Genomic DNA, 16,274 nt, shown 5'->3' with positions numbered 1-16,274 from the left:
TGAAAGGTGCACGTCCGGTTCGGGGAGGAGAGGCAGGGAAATAGTCCGACTACGCCCTGCCTCTTACTCTACTCTGGACGGGTAAGCGCTGGGCGTACCTCGCCGTTGTTCTCGACCTGTTCGCAAGAAAACCAGTGGGCTGGGCCATGTCGTTCTCGCCGGACAGCAGGCTTACCATGAAAGCACTGGAAATGGCATGGGAAACCCGTGGTAAGCCCGTCGGGGTGATGTTCCACAGCGATCAAGGCAGTCATTATACGAGCAGGCAGTTCCGGCAGTTACTGTGGCGATACCGGATCAGGCAGAGTATGAGTCGGCGTGGAAACTGCTGGGATAACAGCCCAATGGAGCGCTTCTTCAGGAGTCTGAAGAACGAATGGGTGCCAGCGACGGGCTATGTAAGCTTCAGCGATGCAGCTCACGCAATAACGGACTATATCGTTGGATATTACAGCGCACTAAGACCGCACGAATATAATGGTGGGTTACCACCAAACGAATCAGAAAACCGATACTGGAAAAACTCTAACGCGGTGGCCAGTTTTAGTTGACCACAACAAGGAGTATATCGGATGACCAACAGAGACAATATTTAATGAACATCACAGACGAGCATATCCAACTCCTTCATATCGCTGATAGTAAACGCAACAGTAATCCATCAGAGCTATACAAAGCAGTCCTCATCCTTAAAGCTGAGGGTCAGACTCACAAACAGATTGCTGCTGCCCTACAGATTTCACCTGCTTATGTAAACAAGATTATCACTGTGACCCGTAAAGCGGCTAATACAGCAGGTCTGTAATAACTTAACTAATTGATTTGTAATAACATTATTAGTGTCTGTTTAGGTGCTGATGATGCTTTCCTTCTCGATATCATTTCCCACATATCCAATATCAAAAAATACACACAACATACAGGGGTCTGAATGACTACTAACACAACATCTGGTGATGCATCTGTTCAGGACATCGAACAACCGTCACTTGCTCAGGAATGGTTCACCGCTATCCTTACCGGGGATTCCAAGAAGCTCCTGACATATGGCCTGACGAAAGAACAGGTAAACGAACTCGATACAACTTCAGCACGTTCAGATGCTGCAAAGCTTCTTCTACAATCAGAGAACACTAGAGCAAGGTCTACTTCTAAACGTGTTCAGGCTGCTCAGATACTGGGTGACAAGGAACTACCATCAGAAACACCACCAGCTAAACATGTGACATCTACAGCGACATTTCACACCAACGTTGCAGCAGCAGTCTCTGAGTTACGGGCTTCAGAGCAAAAGAAGAAATCATCTAAGGCTGCACTGGCTGGTAAGCAAGCTGTCTGACCATTATTCAAAAGCCATGCGTAATGAATGAATAAACTTGACCCTAAAAAATATGTTCAAAAGCCTTGAAATAGACCTAATGAATAAGGTATATTCATTTGCATCAACCAATAGCCTTTTGAACAAGTTTCGGTGAGTCTATGAGCAATATCGGTTACAAACGAGTCTCCACACTCGCACAGACAACAGAGCGTCAATTGCATGGTGTAGAACTCGACAAGGTGTTTGAAGATAAGACATCAGGTAAGAACACCGACCGCCCACAATTGAAAGCAATGCTGAACTACATTCGTGAAGGTGACGTCTTACACGTCCACAGCTTAGACCGCCTTTGCAGAAGCACTATTGATACACTGCAACTTGTTCAGGAACTGAATGCAAAAGGTATCACTGTACATTTCCACAAAGAGGGCTTGATAGCAGGTACGGATGATTCTGCAATGTCACGCATGATGTTAACTATCTTTGCAGCAGTAGCACAGGCAGAGCGTGAAACAATGCTTGAACGTCAGCGTGAAGCAGCAGCCATTAACCCTATGAAACGTGGCTATGGTAAAGCTATCGACCGTGAAGGAATCACAGAAGCTCTCAAGGCCGGGGGGTCAATTGCTAAAGTCGCAGCACAATTTAATGTTGGTAAATCAACAGTACAGCGCATCAAAGCTATGTGTGATTAGTATCCTTATGGGCTACCTTAACAGGTGGCCTTTTTTCGTTTCTGTAACATGAGATATTTTAAAATTTTGCCAGCAAAGGTACTTAACCTCATCTGACCTACTAAGCGCCTATACAGCGTCTCAGATACTTTGGAGCAGATACGAAAAAGGCCATCCGAAGATAGCCTTGAAATTTATTAGAAAAAAAAACAACAACAATCTGAGCAAGCTCTTATAGTAGGTCTTTGTCTGCTACGTTGAACTTACAGTGACCATTAAAACCAACGTTGATTGTGACCCGTTTGAAATGTGACTCATACACACATATCAAATCATTGTTTTCATCCCGGTACTGTTCCTTGAGCGTTGCAGCCTGAGCAGACCAGCCCACCAGCAACAGAGCAAGTAAGAGAATCGTTTTCATGTGACCCCTGCCTACTTAGCCTTACGACTTTTGCAGCCTGCACCCATCAAAGACCAAATGGCGTTACCATTCTCATCTTCCATAGACACAAATAATGCGGCTGTATGCGGTGCAAAACCATCTGAGCCAGTGACAGTGAGAGTCATATTATTTTTATCAATAGTTCTGATTATGTAGCCACCAAACTGTTGTGTTACTGGTGGTAGGTCGGTTTGGTGACCATCAACTACCAAAGCGGATTTCTCACCATCGCTCGATAAGTTGGCTTGCTTAATGACTTGTGTACTGCCGTCCTCTTTCGTTGCAATGGCATTCTCGCAAGAGATAGTTAAGGTGCCAGCGGATGCATAGCCAGAAAGAGCGAGTAACAATACAGGTAGTAATTTCTTCATTTGTTCATCCTTTATACGCTTCAGCTTTTTCAGCAGAGATATCCTTGATGCTTTTTAGCTTCTGCTGTGGTCGATTCAGTTAAATCCTCTACGAGGTTTCGTTTAGAAAATCATACAACTCATTACACCTCTCGAAAAAATGTGACATACTCCACAACGCCTTTCGGTGGTAGCCATACAGTACACCTAATGAGCGACGGCTAATGTAAATCTCCTTAAATTTAAAGTGTGTAATAGAAATTAAAATGAAGCTCTTAAAGACAGTACCCGCTGCAATGATGGTAGCGGGAGGCCTGTTTGCGTCACTGCATGCAACAGCCGATGATTCCGTTTTTACTGTCATGGACGATCCCTCCACTGCACAGAAACCTTTCGAAGGTAACCTGAACGCAGGTTATCTGGCGCAATCGGGCAATACCAAAAGCTCTTCCCTGACTGCCGATACCACCATGACCTGGTACGGCAACACCACCGCCTGGTCGCTGTGGGGTAACGCCAGCAACACCTCGTCTAACGATGAACGCTCTTCCGAGAAATATGCGGTGGGTGGGCGTAGCCGTTACAACATGACCGACTTTGACTATCTGTTCGGCCAGGCAAGCTGGTTGACTGACCGCTATAACGGTTATCGTCAGCGTGACGTGGCAACAGCGGGTTATGGTCGCCAGTTCCTGAACGGGCCGGTACACAGCTTCCGTTTTGAATTTGGTCCGGGTGTACGTTACGACGAATACACCGACGGCGATACTGAAACCCAGCCGCTGGGCTATGCGTCCGGGACTTATGCCTGGCAGATGACCGATAACGCCAAATTTAGCCAGGGCGTTTCTGTCTTCGGTGCTGACGACACGACCGTCAACTCCGAGACGGCGCTAAACGTCGCCATCAACGCCCATTTCGGGTTGAAAGTGGCTTACAACGTGACCTGGAACTCCGAACCGCCAGCATCTGCACCGGAACATACCGATCGCAGAACCACGGTCTCTCTGGGCTACAAAATGTAATCGCAGCGGGTCAATAATATATTGACCCGTTTTTAATTTTTGTGCTGATAAATAATAAACAGTGTTTTAAAATATAGCCGTAGCCGATATCTCCATATTCTCTCCATAATTCCCCGGTTTGTTAACATTCAGTTTATTTGACACGAATTGATAAATATTTTGACTATGCAAAAGTGTGATCCAGATCTAAACTATCAGGACAAGCTAGATATTGCCTAAAGTTGGTCTGTATTAATTCAGTAAGAGAAAAACATTATGAATAAAATCACAACTGCATCTGCAGCAATCGTGCTTTCGGCACTGTCATTCGGCGCATTTGCCGCTGATTCTGTATATCACTCTGCCAGTGACACTTCTACACAAATTGGCATTACCAAGGCCTCTGATGTAGAAGCCGGATCGAACATCGCTCCTGGCTCGCAATCCACCGGGCAATCTATGGACGACGCGTTCGACGTGCATAAACTGGTCGCCGGTGAATGGTCTTGATTGATTTATCAAACACGATACATTCATTTATCGGCAGTTATAGCTGCTAAAAAACCGGGTTTTGATGTACCGGTTTTTTTTATTTTTAAAGTTTATGTAAAGATAATTAAAACGGAAGTTTAAATCCGTTGGGTTCCGCAAAAAAGTAATACCTTTACCGGGCTGAAATGGGTGATAAGATTAACCCCAAAGTATTGCGGCCCAGCGTAATATCAGCAGGGCAGCACAAAGGGTGATTAACACAATCACCATCTTCCAGTATTTTTTAGAAAAGCGTTTTGTCGCCATCTTATCATCCTTGTTCTTTGGTTGCGGTCGTTTACCAAAGAGCAAACATAATTTTGTTTCGCCGGAAGGTTAAAGCGTCAGGCGCTTCCAACATCGAGCGTCAGAACCAGTGAAACTTATCTGCCAGAATCACGAGTAATGCGGTGGCAGAAAGAATGTTAAGGATAACGACTGTTCTGCTGGATACGTTCATAATATGCCCCATAGTGTATTGAAGGACCTGTTCAAGAATAGCTCAGCCACCCGGTATTGCGAGAAGCTGTTTGAAATTCCACGTTAAACTCATGCAAAAGTACTAACGCGTTCAATCTGCCCAGAAGGGTGTTTTCACCCAGGCGTTAGTGTTACCATCAACAGGCTGATCGTAAATTGCCATTTTTCTGATTTCGATCCTGTGCATGATTGCGGGCCAATTTGACGATTGTTGGTCAGATGGCTTTGCAATTCACTGTAAATCAAAGATTATTTTCTTTGCATATGCTCTTATGTGTGGGGCATCACTGCAAATAAGGATATAAAATGCCTGTAATTACTCTTCCTGATGGCAGCCAACGCCATTTCGACCGCGCCGTCAGCCCAATGGATGTTGCGCTGGATATCGGCCCGGGTCTGGCGAAAGCCACTATTGCTGGGCGCGTTGACGGTGCGCTGGTTGATGCTTCCGATTTAATTGAAAACGATGCGAAGCTGTCGATCATCACCGCGAAAGACGAAGAAGGTCTGGAGATCATTCGTCACTCGTGCGCTCACCTGCTCGGTCATGCGATCAAGCAGCTGTGGCCTAACACCAAAATGGCTATCGGCCCGGTTATCGACAACGGCTTTTACTATGACGTTGACCTTGACCACACGCTGACCCAGGAAGATATCGAAGCCCTCGAAAAGCGTATGCACGAGTTGGCTGAGAGCAACTACGACGTCATTAAGAAGACGGTGAGCTGGCACGAAGCGCGTGAAACCTTCGTGAAACGTGGTGAAAACTACAAAGTCACTATTCTTGACGAGAACATTGCTCATGATGACAAGCCTGGCTTGTATCATCATCAAGAATACATCGACATGTGCCGTGGACCGCACGTGCCGAACATGCGCTTCTGCCATCACTTCAAGCTGATGAAAACCGCAGGCGCTTACTGGCGTGGCGACAGCAACAATAAAATGTTGCAGCGCATCTACGGTACCGCCTGGGCTGACAAAAAAGCCCTGAATGCGTACCTGCAGCGTCTGGAAGAAGCGGCGAAGCGTGACCACCGTAAAATCGGGAAACAACTCGACCTGTATCATATGCAGGAAGAAGCGCCGGGTATGGTCTTCTGGCACAACGACGGCTGGACTATCTTCCGTGAACTGGAAACTTTCGTGCGTTCCAAGCTGAAAGCGTACCAGTATCAGGAAGTGAAAGGCCCGTTCATGATGGACCGTGTGCTGTGGGAAAAAACCGGCCACTGGGACAACTACAAAGATGCGATGTTCACCACCTCTTCAGAGAACCGTGAATACTGCATCAAGCCAATGAACTGCCCGGGTCACGTTCAGATCTTTAACCAGGGTCTGAAATCCTATCGCGATCTGCCGCTGCGTATGGCAGAGTTCGGTAGCTGTCACCGTAACGAGCCATCAGGCGCGCTGCACGGTCTGATGCGTGTTCGTGGCTTTACGCAGGATGATGCGCATATCTTCTGTACTGAAGATCAGGTGCGTGATGAAGTTAACGCCTGTATTCGTATGGTCTACGATATGTACAGCACCTTTGGCTTCGAGAAGATCGTAGTCAAACTCTCAACGCGCCCGGAAAAACGTATCGGGAGCGATGAGACCTGGGATCGTGCTGAGGCGGATCTCGCTGTAGCGCTGGAAGAAAACGGCATTCCGTTTGAATACCAGTTGGGCGAGGGCGCATTCTACGGTCCGAAAATTGAATTTACCCTGTATGACTGTCTCGATCGTGCATGGCAGTGCGGTACTGTACAGCTGGACTTCTCCCTGCCGCAGCGTTTAAGCGCCTCTTATGTGGGCGAAGATAACGAGCGTCAGGTACCGGTAATGATTCACCGTGCTATCCTCGGTTCACTGGAGCGCTTCATCGGCATCCTGACCGAAGAGTTTGCTGGCTTCTTCCCAACCTGGCTTGCGCCAGTGCAGGTTGTAGTGATGAACATTACCGATTCTCAGGCTGATTACGTTAAAGAATTGACGCAGAAACTACAAAATGCGGGCATTCGCGTAAAAGCAGACTTGAGAAATGAGAAGATTGGCTTTAAAATCCGCGAGCACACTTTACGTCGTGTCCCGTATATGTTGGTCTGTGGTGATAAAGAGGTGGAAGCAGGCAAAGTTGCCGTTCGCACCCGCCGTGGTAAAGACCTGGGCAGCCTGGACGTAAATGAAGTGATTGAGAAGCTGCAACAAGAGATTCGCAGCCGCAGTCTTCAACAACTGGAGGAATAAGGTATTAAAGGCGGAAAACGAGTTCAAACGGCACGTCCGAATCGTATCAATGGCGAGATTCGCGCCCAGGAAGTTCGCTTAACAGGTCTGGAAGGCGAACAGCTGGGGATTGTGAGTCTGAGAGAAGCAATCGAAAAGGCTGAAGAAGCTGGAGTAGATTTAGTTGAAATCAGCCCTAACGCCGAACCGCCAGTTTGTCGTATCATGGACTACGGCAAGTTCCTTTATGAAAAGAGTAAGTCTTCTAAGGAACAGAAGAAGAAACAAAAAGTTATCCAGGTTAAGGAAATTAAATTCCGTCCTGGTACCGACGATGGCGATTATCAGGTAAAACTCCGCAGCCTGATACGCTTTCTGGAAGATGGCGATAAGGCCAAGATCACGCTGCGTTTCCGCGGTCGTGAGATGGCCCACCAACAGATCGGCATGGAAGTGCTTAACCGCGTCCGTGAAGATCTGAGTGAACTGGCAGTAGTCGAATCCTTCCCTACGAAGATCGAAGGCCGCCAGATGATCATGGTGCTCGCTCCTAAGAAGAAACAGTAGGCCTTCAAGTAGCAATTCCTGTGGAGCCGACAGGCTTCGCAGGTTTTGTTCGCCTGGGTTTCGTTTATTTAACAATGCGAAGTGGAAGTTATTAAGATGCCAAAAATTAAGACCGTACGCGGTGCTGCTAAGCGCTTCAAAAAAACCGGTAAAGGTGGTTTTAAGCACAAGCACGCAAACCTGCGTCACATTCTGACTAAGAAAGCTACCAAGCGTAAACGTCACCTGCGTCCGAAAGCCATGGTTTCTAAAGGCGATCTGGGTCTGGTTATCGCGTGCCTGCCGTACGCATAAGTCGTAAACGTTTTTTAACTTTTTAATTAGAATAGATACAGGAGAGCACATATGGCTCGCGTAAAACGTGGTGTAGTTGCCCGCGCACGTCACAAGAAAATTTTGAAACAAGCCAAAGGCTACTACGGTGCGCGTTCACGCGTATACCGCGTTGCCTTCCAGGCAGTTATCAAAGCTGGTCAGTACGCTTACCGTGACCGTCGTCAACGTAAGCGTCAGTTCCGTCAACTGTGGATTGCGCGTATCAACGCAGCAGCACGTCAGAACGGTATTTCTTACAGCAAATTCATCAACGGCCTGAAAAAAGCCTCTGTTGAAATCGACCGTAAGATCCTGGCTGACATCGCAGTATTCGACAAAGTAGCGTTCACCGCTCTGGTCGAAAAAGCGAAAGCAGCTCTGGCATAAGCCAGTTGAAAGAGGGAGCTAGTCTCCCTCTTTTCGTTTCAACAGCATCAAAACATTGACAATTTTCCGGCGACCCTTTTCAATAAGGCGTTAGGTCCCTTACCACACAAGGTAATGCAAGCATGAATGCTGCTATTTTCCGCTTCTTCTTTTACTTTAGCACCTGATTTCAGGAGGCTAGCGCGTGAAAGACGAAACGGAAAACAGCGCCAGAAAGCCTCCTGATGGAGGCTTTTTTCGTATCTGCCGCTTGTAAATATCGCTACATAACGAGGAAAACCATGTCACATCTCGCAGAGCTGGTTGCCAGTGCAACGGCCGCCATTAACCAGGCCTCAGATGTTGCCGCGTTAGACAATGTCCGCGTCGAATATCTGGGCAAGAAAGGGCACCTGACCCTTCAAATGACTACCCTGCGTGAGTTGCCGCCAGAAGAGCGCCCGGCTGCAGGTGCGGTGATTAACGAAGCCAAAGAGCAGGTGCAGCAAGTGCTGAACGAGCGTAAAAACGCGCTGGAAAGCGCCGCGCTGAACGCCCGTCTGGCTGCTGAAACCATCGATGTCTCCCTGCCGGGACGCCGTATCGAGAATGGTGGGCTGCACCCGGTCACCCGCACTATCGACCGTATTGAAAGTTTCTTCGGTGAGCTCGGCTTTACCGTGGCGACCGGCCCGGAAATCGAAGACGATTACCATAACTTCGATGCCCTGAATATCCCAGGCCACCACCCGGCACGTGCTGACCACGACACTTTCTGGTTTGATGCGACCCGCCTGCTGCGTACCCAGACCTCTGGCGTGCAAATTCGTACTATGAAGGAGCAAGCGCCGCCGATCCGCATCATCGCGCCTGGTCGCGTCTATCGTAACGACTACGACCAGACCCACACCCCAATGTTCCATCAGATGGAAGGGCTGATCGTTGATAAAAACATCAGCTTCACCAACCTGAAGGGCACGTTGCACGATTTCCTGAACAACTTCTTTGAGGAAGATCTGCAGGTTCGTTTCCGTCCGTCCTACTTCCCGTTCACCGAACCGTCTGCAGAAGTTGACGTGATGGGTAAAAACGGCAAATGGCTGGAAGTGCTGGGCTGCGGCATGGTGCACCCGAACGTGCTGCGTAACGTCGGTATTGATCCGGAAGTCTACTCCGGCTTTGCGTTTGGCATGGGGATGGAACGTCTGACCATGCTGCGCTATGGCGTGACCGACTTACGCGCATTCTTCGAAAACGATCTGCGTTTCCTCAAACAGTTTAAATAAGGGCAGGACAGAACAATGAAATTCAGTGAACTGTGGTTACGCGAATGGGTAAACACCGAGCTGGACAGCGAGGCGCTCTCTAACCAGATCACCATGGCTGGCCTGGAAGTAGACGGCGTAGAGCCAGTTGCAGGCACCTTTAACGGCGTGGTTATCGGTGAGGTTGTGGAGTGCGGTCAGCACCCGAACGCAGACAAACTGCGTGTCACAAAAGTTAACGTGGGCGGCGAACGCCTGCTCGATATCGTCTGCGGCGCAGCAAACTGCCGTCAGGGCCTGAAAGTGGCTGTGGCAACTGTGGGTGCGGTGCTGCCGGGTGATTTCAAAATTAAAGCGGCGAAACTGCGCGGCGAGCCGTCTGAAGGCATGCTGTGCTCCTTCTCCGAGTTGGGTATTTCCGACGATCACTCCGGCATCATTGAGCTGCCAGCGGACGCCCCGATTGGCACCGACCTGCGCGACTACCTGAACCTTGATGACAACACCATCGAAATCAGCGTCACCCCGAACCGTGCCGACTGCCTGGGCATCATCGGTGTTGCCCGCGACGTGGCGGTCCTGAACCAGACCGAACTGAACGCGCCTGAAATCGCGCCAGTGGCGGCCACCATTACTGACACGCTGCCGATTCAGGTTGAAGCCGTTGACGCCTGTCCGCGCTACCTGGGCCGCGTAGTGAAGGGTATCAATGTTAAGGCGCCAACGCCGCTGTGGATGAAAGAGAAGCTGCGTCGTTGCGGTATCCGTTCCATCGATGCCGTTGTTGACGTGACTAACTACGTCCTGCTGGAGCTGGGTCAGCCGATGCACGCGTTCGATAAAGATCGTATCGAAGGCGGTATCGTCGTACGTATGGCGAAAGAGGGTGAAACACTGGTCCTGCTGGACGGCAGCGAAGCCAAATTGAATGCCGACACCCTGGTGATTGCCGATCACGGCAAAGCCCTGGCGATGGGCGGGATCTTCGGGGGCGACCACTCCGGCGTGAACGATGAAACCCAGAACGTGCTGCTGGAGTGTGCCTTCTTTAGCCCGCTGTCCATTACCGGTCGCGCGCGTCGTCATGGTCTGCATACCGATGCTTCTCACCGCTATGAGCGCGGCGTGGATCCAGCTCTGCAATACAAAGCGATGGAGCGCGCGACCCGCCTGCTGATTGATATTTGCGGCGGCGAAGCTGGCCCGGTCATTGATGTCACCAGCGAGGCGCATCTGCCGAAGCCTGCGACCATCACCCTGCGTCGTAGCAAGCTGGACCGCCTGATTGGCCATCACATTGCCGATGCACAGGTGAGCGACATTCTGCGCCGTCTGGGCTGTGACGTCACCGAAGGCCAGGACGAGTGGACAGCCGTTGCGCCGAGCTGGCGTTTCGATATGGAGATCGAAGAAGATCTGGTGGAAGAAGTTGCCCGTGTCTACGGCTACAACAACATTCCTGATGAGCCGGTGCAGGCTGGGTTGGTGATGGGTTCCCATCGTGAAGCGGATCTGTCTCTGAAGCGTGTGAAAACCATGCTCAACGACAAAGGTTACCAGGAAGTGATCACCTACAGTTTCGTTGACCCGAAAGTGCAGCAGCTGATCCACCCGGGCCAGGAAGCGTTGATCCTGCCAAGCCCAATCTCCAGCGAAATGTCAGCCATGCGTCTGTCGCTGCTGCCGGGCCTGCTCAGCACCATCGTCTACAACCAGAACCGTCAGCAGAGCCGCGTACGTATTTTCGAAACCGGTCTGCGCTTTGTGCCGGACACCCAGGCTAACCTCGGCATTCGTCAGGATCTGATGCTGGCAGGGGCGATCTGCGGCAACCGCTATGAAGAGCACTGGGACCTGAGCAAAAACAGTGTCGATTTTTACGACCTGAAAGGCGATCTGGAATCCGTACTCGACCTGACCGGTAAATTGTCTGAAATTGAGTTCCGCGCTGAGGCCATTCCGGCCCTGCATCCGGGCCAATGTGCCGCGATTTATCTGAAAGGTGAACGCGTTGGTTTCATTGGTGTTGTGCATCCAGAGCTGGAACGCAAACTGGATCTCAACGGCCGCACACTGGCGTTTGAACTGGAGTGGAACAAGGTCGCAGACCGCGTCATTCCTCAGGCTCAGGACGTTTCTCGCTTCCCGGCAAACCGTCGTGATATCGCCGTTGTGGTGGCCGAAAATGTGCCTGCCGCAGATATTTTGGCCGAATGTAAGAAAGTTGGCGTAAATCAGGTAGTTGGCGTAAACTTATTTGACGTGTACCGCGGCAAGGGCGTAGCAGAGGGCTTTAAGAGCCTGGCTATCAGCCTGATCCTTCAGGATACCAGCCGTACACTCGAAGAAGAGGAGATTGCCGCTACCGTTGCCAAATGTGTAGAGGCATTAAAAGAGCGATTCCAGGCATCATTGAGGGATTGAACCTATGGCGCTTACAAAAGCTGAAATGTCCGAATATCTGTTTGATAAGCTTGGGCTTAGCAAACGGGATGCCAAAGAGCTGGTTGAGCTGTTTTTCGAAGAGATCCGTCGCGCTCTGGAAAATGGTGAGCAGGTAAAACTCTCCGGCTTTGGTAACTTTGATTTGCGCGACAAGAATCAACGTCCGGGTCGTAACCCGAAGACGGGTGAGGATATTCCCATTACAGCCCGCCGCGTGGTGACCTTCAGACCCGGCCAGAAGTTAAAGAGCCGTGTCGAAAACGCTTCACCCAAAGCAGAGTGATATGATCTAACCAAAAAGGCCGCTTATGCGGCCTTTTTTCTTTGCGCTGCTATAAACCCACCGTAAAATCAGAGACATCATTCACCCGCAAAATGACTTCAATGCCCGAATTTGCCCGTCAGCAGTACCGATCCAATCTGCGTAAATTGCTCGCGCTCATACTGGCGCTCGTTATCGCCCTGGGATTGAGCCTTTGCGCGGGCGATCTGTGGATTGGCCCTGAGGCGTGGTTCACTCCCCGGGGGGAGCTGTTTATCTGGCAAATCCGTCTGCCGCGTACTCTGGCTGTGGTGCTGGTGGGCGCAGCGCTGGCGCTCAGCGGGACGATCATGCAGGCGCTGTTCGATAATCCGCTGGCCGAGCCCGGCTTATTAGGCGTATCGAACGGTGCCGGGGTAGGGCTGATTGCCGCCGTGATGCTCGGCGGCGGGGCGATGTCGGGCTGGAGCTTAAGTCTCTGCGCCATCGCCGGCGCGTTGATCATTACCCTTATTTTGCTGCGTTTTGCCCGCCGTCATCTCTCCGTGAGCCGCCTGCTGCTTGCCGGCGTGGCGCTGGGTATCATCTGTAGCGCCCTGATGACCTGGGCGGTCTATTTCTCTACCGCCTTTGATCTGCGCCAGTTGATGTACTGGATGATGGGAGGCTTTGGCGGCGTGGACTGGGGGCAGGGCTGGCTGATGCTGCTACTGTTACCGGCCATCGTCTGGGCCTGCTTTCAGGCACCCCCGTTGAATATTCTGGTGTTGGGAGAGATTTCGGCCCGCCAGCTCGGCCTGCCGCTCACCTTCTGGCGCAACACGCTGGTGGTCGCCATCGGCTGGATGGTGGGTGTGAGCGTGGCCCTGGCCGGTGCGATTGGCTTTATCGGCCTTGTCATTCCCCATATGCTACGTTTGTGTGGTATTACCGACCACCGGCTGTTATTGCCTGCTGCGGCGGTAACAGGCGGCGCAGCGTTGCTTTTCGCTGATATCATCGCGCGCCTCGCGCTCAACGCCGCAGAGCTGCCCATTGGGGTAGTGACCGCCACGCTGGGCGCACCCGTGTTTATCTGGCTACTCTTAAAAGCCGGACGTTAAGTACAGCCCATCTGAACCACAACCTGAGAGAATGCTATGCCGAACGATATTCTGAACACCGAAGTAACGACCATTGATGGCAAAACCACCACCCTGGAAGAGTACAAAGGCAAGGTGCTGCTGGTAGTGAACGTGGCATCGAAATGCGGCCTGACGCCGCAATATGAGCAGCTCGAAAATATCCATAAAGCCTGGGAAAAAGACGGTTTTACCGTACTCGGTTTCCCGTGCAACCAGTTTCTCGGCCAGGAACCAGGTAGCGAAGAGGATATCAAAACCTTCTGTAGCACCACTTATGGCATCACCTTCCCGATGTTCAGCAAAATCGAGGTGAATGGCGACGCACGTCATCCGCTGTATCAAAAATTGATTGCCGCTGCACCTGTCGCGGTCGCCCCTGAAAGCAGCGGTTTTTATGAGCGTCTGGCGAGCAAAGGCCGCGCGCCGCTTTATCCTGATGACATCTTATGGAATTTCGAAAAATTCCTGATTGGCCGCGATGGCGAAGTGGTACAGCGTTTTGCGCCAGATATGACCCCTGAGGATCCGATCCTGATGGAAGCGATCAAGCTGGCCCTCGCGAAGTAATGTCGATGTTGATGCAGCTGGATGGGGTGACGGAACACGGGCGTCTGCAACCGCTTTCTGCCCAGGTGAATGCGGGGGAGATCCTGCACCTGGTCGGCCCGAACGGGGCAGGTAAAAGCACATTGCTGTCACGTATGGCCGGGCTGAGTACCGGGCAGGGCGACATCCTGTTACAGGGCGAGTCGCTTTCCCGGTGGTCCTCCGCGTCGCTGGCCTGCCGCAGGGCGTACCTGGCGCAGCAGCAAACCGCGCCATTCGCTATGCCGGTCTGGCACTATCTGACGCTGCATCAGTACGACAGTCAGCAGAAAACGCTGCTGGAAGAGGTGGCGGCAGCGTTGGGTATTGAGGATAAGCTGCCGCGCCACGTCAGCCAGCTCTCCGGCGGTGAGTGGCAGCGCGTGCGGCTGGCTGCCGTGATCCTGCAAATTCACCCTGGCGGCAACCCGCACGGCCAGCTATTGTTGCTGGACGAGCCGATGAACAGCCTCGACGTCGCTCAGCAGGTGGCGCTCGACAGGCTGTTAAGCGCACTGTCACGCCAGGGTATTGCAGTGGTCATGAGCAGCCACGATCTGAACCATACGCTGCGCCATGCCCATCGCGTCTGGCTGCTGAAAAGGGGCCAGTTGATTGCCAGCGGCACCCGCGATAGCGTGCTAACGCCGCCGAATCTGGCTAAAGCGTATGACATGTCCTTCCGTCGACTGGATATCGAAGGTCACAGAATGATCATTTCGACATCACAGGAATAAGCGCTTATTGCGTAGCGGCATATTCACAGGCTAAATTACGGAAAGCATAAAAATCAGAGGATTCGTCAGGAATGCGATTCTGTTTTCTCCTTATGGCCGCGCTATTTCTTGCAGGATGCAGTAGCCATCGCGCACCGCCGCCCAATCCGCGGCTGTCTGATTCAATCGCCGTGATTGCAGGCCTGAACGATCAGCTCCATAACTGGGGCGGTACGCCTTATCGCTACGGCGGCATGACGCGCCGTGGGATTGATTGTTCTGGATTTGTGCTGCTCACGTTCCGCGACCAGTTTGCGCTACAGTTACCACGCGAAACTCGCCAGCAGGCAACTATCGGCACCGAAATTAATAAGGATGAGCTGCTTCCGGGCGATCTGGTTTTCTTCAAAACCGGCTCCGGCGAAAGCGGGTTGCATGTCGGGATATACGACACCGACGATCAGTTTATTCATGCCTCGACCAGCCGTGGCGTCGTGCGTTCCTCCCTCAATAATGTCTACTGGCGTAAAAATTTCTGGCAAGCCCGACGCATTTAATCCTGTCGCGCCGCCCGGCGCGACACTTTTTTCATCCGTATAGGCTATTCATTAGCGTGGTTTAATAGTTAAAGATTAGTTAGCGGATGAATTAATTTGACGCAATTCTGATGATTCGCGACAACTGGCTATTAAGCCGTATCCAGGATAAGATTATTTCAGGACTAAGGAAATTCCGAATATTAAATGGAACGAATGAAATTAATCTTATTAAAATCCATAACGTTGAATTGCTTCAGCATATGTTTCAGGATGTCATGTATCGTCTTTAAACCGGGTCGGACGCCATGATTGTGATGCTGGATATTGCTTATCAGTCTGAATTGTTATTACTCCCTGCACGACAAGATACAGGGGCGCTTATAGGCATTGAAATAGTCGTTAACTTTGTCGGCGTGGATAACCAGGTGCGCATTCCGACCGAACTCGTGCGCCCCTACCTCACCCCCGAGCAAGAGTTGATGCTGTTTCAGGAGCAGTTAGCGATGCTCGACAGCTGCAAACTCTTTTTTATTCAGCAGCAGCTCACGGCATGGATAAATATCTCTCCGGCCATCGTTGAATACCTGTTAATGGGTGAAAACGGTGTTGCGATATGTGAACAACATCCGTGGCTGGAGTTCTGCATTAATGAGAATTATCCTGATCTCAATAAAGGCAATATGAATACCACCCTGATGGACTTTGCCCTGCGTTTTCCGCTGATACTGGGCAATTTCGGTGCCGGGGATGCCTCCACCAAAGCCATTTTTGATGGCATGTTTAAACGCGTGGCGCTGGATAAAAACTTCATTCAGCAGCATTTAACAGATAATACATTCGAACTCTTATTACGGGCGATAATGACCCAGGTTTCACCCTACTGTCAGTCGCTGATGGTCGCGGGTGTGGACGATGACATTGCCCTGCAACGGCTGTCTACATTTGGCTTTAGTGCCATGCAGGGCGGCTTGTGGCCTGCCGTTCCCCTTGAGCGCATTACCACCCTGGTACAGGGATAACCCTTTTCTTGCCTGGTGTTTAACCTCTGATAAACCCACTACACTAAAAGCA

At 50.9% G+C, this 16,274-nt stretch carries 21 protein-coding genes, 1 pseudogene and 1 other annotated feature; of the genes and pseudogenes, 18 read left to right on the top strand and 4 right to left on the bottom strand.

What is annotated here, in order from left to right; all coding sequences use genetic code 11:
• Positions 1-62 precede the first annotated feature (62 nt).
• From C3F35_RS02055 to C3F35_RS02040, 3 genes and pseudogenes are all read left to right on the top strand, one after another.
• Positions 63-551 (top strand): annotated as a pseudogene (locus C3F35_RS02055) (IS3 family transposase); the annotation flags it as partial.
• A gap of 380 nt (positions 552-931) precedes the next feature.
• A complete protein-coding gene (locus tag C3F35_RS02045) occupies positions 932-1,339 on the top strand; it encodes a hypothetical protein (protein ID WP_103793156.1) in 408 nt (135 codons plus the stop codon).
• 140 nt (positions 1,340-1,479) lie between these two features.
• Entirely contained in the window at positions 1,480-2,016 is a 537-nt protein-coding gene (locus C3F35_RS02040; protein ID WP_103793157.1) for a recombinase family protein, read from the top strand.
• A gap of 211 nt (positions 2,017-2,227) precedes the next feature.
• Here the strand turns inward: C3F35_RS02040 and C3F35_RS02035 are convergent, their stop codons facing one another.
• Positions 2,228-2,419, bottom strand: coding sequence for a hypothetical protein (locus C3F35_RS02035; RefSeq protein ID WP_103793158.1), 192 nt, complete (start codon positions 2,417-2,419; stop codon positions 2,228-2,230).
• An 11-nt stretch (positions 2,420-2,430) separates the two neighbouring features.
• Entirely contained in the window at positions 2,431-2,811 is a 381-nt protein-coding gene (locus C3F35_RS02030) for a hypothetical protein (RefSeq protein ID WP_103793159.1), read from the bottom strand.
• 245 nt (positions 2,812-3,056) lie between these two features.
• Here C3F35_RS02030 and C3F35_RS02025 point away from each other — a divergent pair, with 245 nt between their 5' ends.
• Both C3F35_RS02025 and C3F35_RS02020 read left to right on the top strand, forming a co-directional pair.
• A complete protein-coding gene (locus C3F35_RS02025) occupies positions 3,057-3,815 on the top strand; it encodes a DUF481 domain-containing protein (protein ID WP_032617735.1) in 759 nt (252 codons plus the stop codon).
• Between the two features lie 255 nt (positions 3,816-4,070).
• The gene (locus tag C3F35_RS02020) at positions 4,071-4,304 is read left to right on the top strand and encodes a hypothetical protein (RefSeq protein WP_032617736.1); all 234 of its coding nucleotides are present in this window, start codon (positions 4,071-4,073) and stop codon (positions 4,302-4,304) included.
• 180 nt (positions 4,305-4,484) lie between these two features.
• Here C3F35_RS02020 and yniD read toward each other — a convergent pair whose 3' ends face one another.
• On the bottom strand, positions 4,485-4,592 hold the full coding sequence (gene yniD / locus C3F35_RS27000) for a small membrane protein YniD (RefSeq protein ID WP_233211668.1): 108 nt from the start codon (positions 4,590-4,592) through the stop codon (positions 4,485-4,487).
• Positions 4,593-4,692: 100 nt separating this feature from the next.
• Positions 4,693-4,785 carry a stress response membrane protein YncL gene (gene yncL, locus C3F35_RS02015; RefSeq protein ID WP_072036629.1) on the bottom strand — a complete coding sequence of 31 codons (93 nt, stop codon included), beginning with the start codon at positions 4,783-4,785 and terminating at the stop codon, positions 4,693-4,695.
• A gap of 326 nt (positions 4,786-5,111) precedes the next feature.
• Between yncL and thrS the strand changes: the two genes are divergently transcribed.
• The 13 genes from thrS to C3F35_RS01950 all read left to right on the top strand — a co-directional run bounded on the left by thrS (position 5,112) and on the right by C3F35_RS01950 (position 16,222).
• Positions 5,112-7,040, top strand: coding sequence for a threonine--tRNA ligase (gene thrS / locus C3F35_RS02010; RefSeq protein ID WP_032617737.1), 1,929 nt, complete (start codon positions 5,112-5,114; stop codon positions 7,038-7,040).
• 3 nt (positions 7,041-7,043) lie between these two features.
• Positions 7,044-7,586, top strand: a complete 543-nt coding sequence (infC, locus tag C3F35_RS02005) for a translation initiation factor IF-3 (protein ID WP_059287945.1) — start codon at positions 7,044-7,046, stop codon at positions 7,584-7,586.
• 96 nt (positions 7,587-7,682) lie between these two features.
• The gene (gene rpmI, locus C3F35_RS02000) at positions 7,683-7,880 is read left to right on the top strand and encodes a 50S ribosomal protein L35 (protein ID WP_001124225.1); all 198 of its coding nucleotides are present in this window, start codon (positions 7,683-7,685) and stop codon (positions 7,878-7,880) included.
• A gap of 51 nt (positions 7,881-7,931) precedes the next feature.
• On the top strand, positions 7,932-8,288 hold the full coding sequence (gene rplT, locus C3F35_RS01995) for a 50S ribosomal protein L20 (RefSeq protein WP_032617738.1): 357 nt from the start codon (positions 7,932-7,934) through the stop codon (positions 8,286-8,288).
• 117 nt (positions 8,289-8,405) lie between these two features.
• Positions 8,406-8,529: a sequence feature (Phe leader region), on the top strand.
• Positions 8,411-8,455: a pheST operon leader peptide PheM gene (gene pheM, locus C3F35_RS01990; RefSeq protein ID WP_001386830.1), complete on the top strand. Its 45-nt coding sequence runs from the start codon at positions 8,411-8,413 to the stop codon at positions 8,453-8,455. It overlaps the preceding feature by 45 nt.
• A 40-nt stretch (positions 8,530-8,569) precedes the next feature.
• Complete coding sequence (pheS, locus tag C3F35_RS01985; RefSeq protein ID WP_032617740.1) at positions 8,570-9,553, top strand: phenylalanine--tRNA ligase subunit alpha; 984 nt, start codon at positions 8,570-8,572, stop codon at positions 9,551-9,553.
• A 15-nt stretch (positions 9,554-9,568) separates the two neighbouring features.
• Positions 9,569-11,956, top strand: a complete 2,388-nt coding sequence (gene pheT / locus C3F35_RS01980) for a phenylalanine--tRNA ligase subunit beta (RefSeq protein ID WP_103793160.1) — start codon at positions 9,569-9,571, stop codon at positions 11,954-11,956.
• Positions 11,957-11,960: 4 nt separating this feature from the next.
• Complete coding sequence (gene ihfA / locus C3F35_RS01975) at positions 11,961-12,260, top strand: integration host factor subunit alpha (RefSeq protein ID WP_006820203.1); 300 nt, start codon at positions 11,961-11,963, stop codon at positions 12,258-12,260.
• Positions 12,261-12,361: 101 nt separating this feature from the next.
• Positions 12,362-13,342: a vitamin B12 ABC transporter permease BtuC gene (btuC, locus tag C3F35_RS01970; protein WP_059308153.1), complete on the top strand. Its 981-nt coding sequence runs from the start codon at positions 12,362-12,364 to the stop codon at positions 13,340-13,342.
• 36 nt (positions 13,343-13,378) lie between these two features.
• Positions 13,379-13,930: a glutathione peroxidase gene (locus C3F35_RS01965; protein ID WP_103793161.1), complete on the top strand. Its 552-nt coding sequence runs from the start codon at positions 13,379-13,381 to the stop codon at positions 13,928-13,930.
• Positions 13,930-14,685 (top strand): vitamin B12 ABC transporter ATP-binding protein BtuD, encoded by a 756-nt coding sequence (btuD, locus tag C3F35_RS01960; RefSeq protein WP_103793162.1) that lies wholly within the window; start codon positions 13,930-13,932, stop codon positions 14,683-14,685. Before C3F35_RS01965 ends, btuD begins: the two co-directional genes overlap by 1 nt.
• 71 nt (positions 14,686-14,756) lie before the next feature.
• Complete coding sequence (locus C3F35_RS01955; RefSeq protein WP_059308152.1) at positions 14,757-15,221, top strand: NlpC/P60 family protein; 465 nt, start codon at positions 14,757-14,759, stop codon at positions 15,219-15,221.
• A gap of 287 nt (positions 15,222-15,508) precedes the next feature.
• A complete protein-coding gene (locus tag C3F35_RS01950) occupies positions 15,509-16,222 on the top strand; it encodes an EAL domain-containing protein (protein ID WP_103793163.1) in 714 nt (237 codons plus the stop codon).
• Positions 16,223-16,274: the final 52 nt, after the last annotated feature.

It is taken from the genome of Leclercia sp. LSNIH3, assembly GCF_002935105.1.
Lineage (GTDB): Bacteria > Pseudomonadota > Gammaproteobacteria > Enterobacterales > Enterobacteriaceae > Enterobacter > Enterobacter adecarboxylatus.
The sequence above is the reverse complement of the archived record's forward strand: the minus strand, read 5'-3'. Positions and strand labels throughout refer to the sequence as shown.

Bases quoted from the DNA above. Each gene is read 5' to 3' on its own strand.
- rplT (WP_032617738.1), top strand. From the start codon at position 7,932: ATGGCTCGCGTAAAACGTGGTGTAGTTGCCCGCGCACGTCACAAGAAA.
- pheS (WP_032617740.1), top strand. From the start codon at position 8,570: ATGTCACATCTCGCAGAGCTGGTTGCCAGTGCAACGGCCGCCATTAAC.
- yniD (WP_233211668.1), bottom strand. From the start codon at position 4,592: ATGGCGACAAAACGCTTTTCTAAAAAATACTGGAAGATGGTGATTGTG.
- btuD (WP_103793162.1), top strand. From the start codon at position 13,930: ATGTCGATGTTGATGCAGCTGGATGGGGTGACGGAACACGGGCGTCTG.
- yncL (WP_072036629.1), bottom strand. From the start codon at position 4,785: ATGAACGTATCCAGCAGAACAGTCGTTATCCTTAACATTCTTTCTGCC.
- C3F35_RS01955 (WP_059308152.1), top strand. From the start codon at position 14,757: ATGCGATTCTGTTTTCTCCTTATGGCCGCGCTATTTCTTGCAGGATGC.
- C3F35_RS02030 (WP_103793159.1), bottom strand. From the start codon at position 2,811: ATGAAGAAATTACTACCTGTATTGTTACTCGCTCTTTCTGGCTATGCA.
- pheT (WP_103793160.1), top strand. From the start codon at position 9,569: ATGAAATTCAGTGAACTGTGGTTACGCGAATGGGTAAACACCGAGCTG.
- C3F35_RS02045 (WP_103793156.1), top strand. From the start codon at position 932: ATGACTACTAACACAACATCTGGTGATGCATCTGTTCAGGACATCGAA.
- C3F35_RS02025 (WP_032617735.1), top strand. From the start codon at position 3,057: ATGAAGCTCTTAAAGACAGTACCCGCTGCAATGATGGTAGCGGGAGGC.
- C3F35_RS01965 (WP_103793161.1), top strand. From the start codon at position 13,379: ATGCCGAACGATATTCTGAACACCGAAGTAACGACCATTGATGGCAAA.
- C3F35_RS02040 (WP_103793157.1), top strand. From the start codon at position 1,480: ATGAGCAATATCGGTTACAAACGAGTCTCCACACTCGCACAGACAACA.
- C3F35_RS01950 (WP_103793163.1), top strand. From the start codon at position 15,509: ATGATTGTGATGCTGGATATTGCTTATCAGTCTGAATTGTTATTACTC.
- rpmI (WP_001124225.1), top strand. From the start codon at position 7,683: ATGCCAAAAATTAAGACCGTACGCGGTGCTGCTAAGCGCTTCAAAAAA.
- ihfA (WP_006820203.1), top strand. From the start codon at position 11,961: ATGGCGCTTACAAAAGCTGAAATGTCCGAATATCTGTTTGATAAGCTT.
- C3F35_RS02020 (WP_032617736.1), top strand. From the start codon at position 4,071: ATGAATAAAATCACAACTGCATCTGCAGCAATCGTGCTTTCGGCACTG.
- thrS (WP_032617737.1), top strand. From the start codon at position 5,112: ATGCCTGTAATTACTCTTCCTGATGGCAGCCAACGCCATTTCGACCGC.
- btuC (WP_059308153.1), top strand. From the start codon at position 12,362: ATGCCCGAATTTGCCCGTCAGCAGTACCGATCCAATCTGCGTAAATTG.
- C3F35_RS02035 (WP_103793158.1), bottom strand. From the start codon at position 2,419: ATGAAAACGATTCTCTTACTTGCTCTGTTGCTGGTGGGCTGGTCTGCT.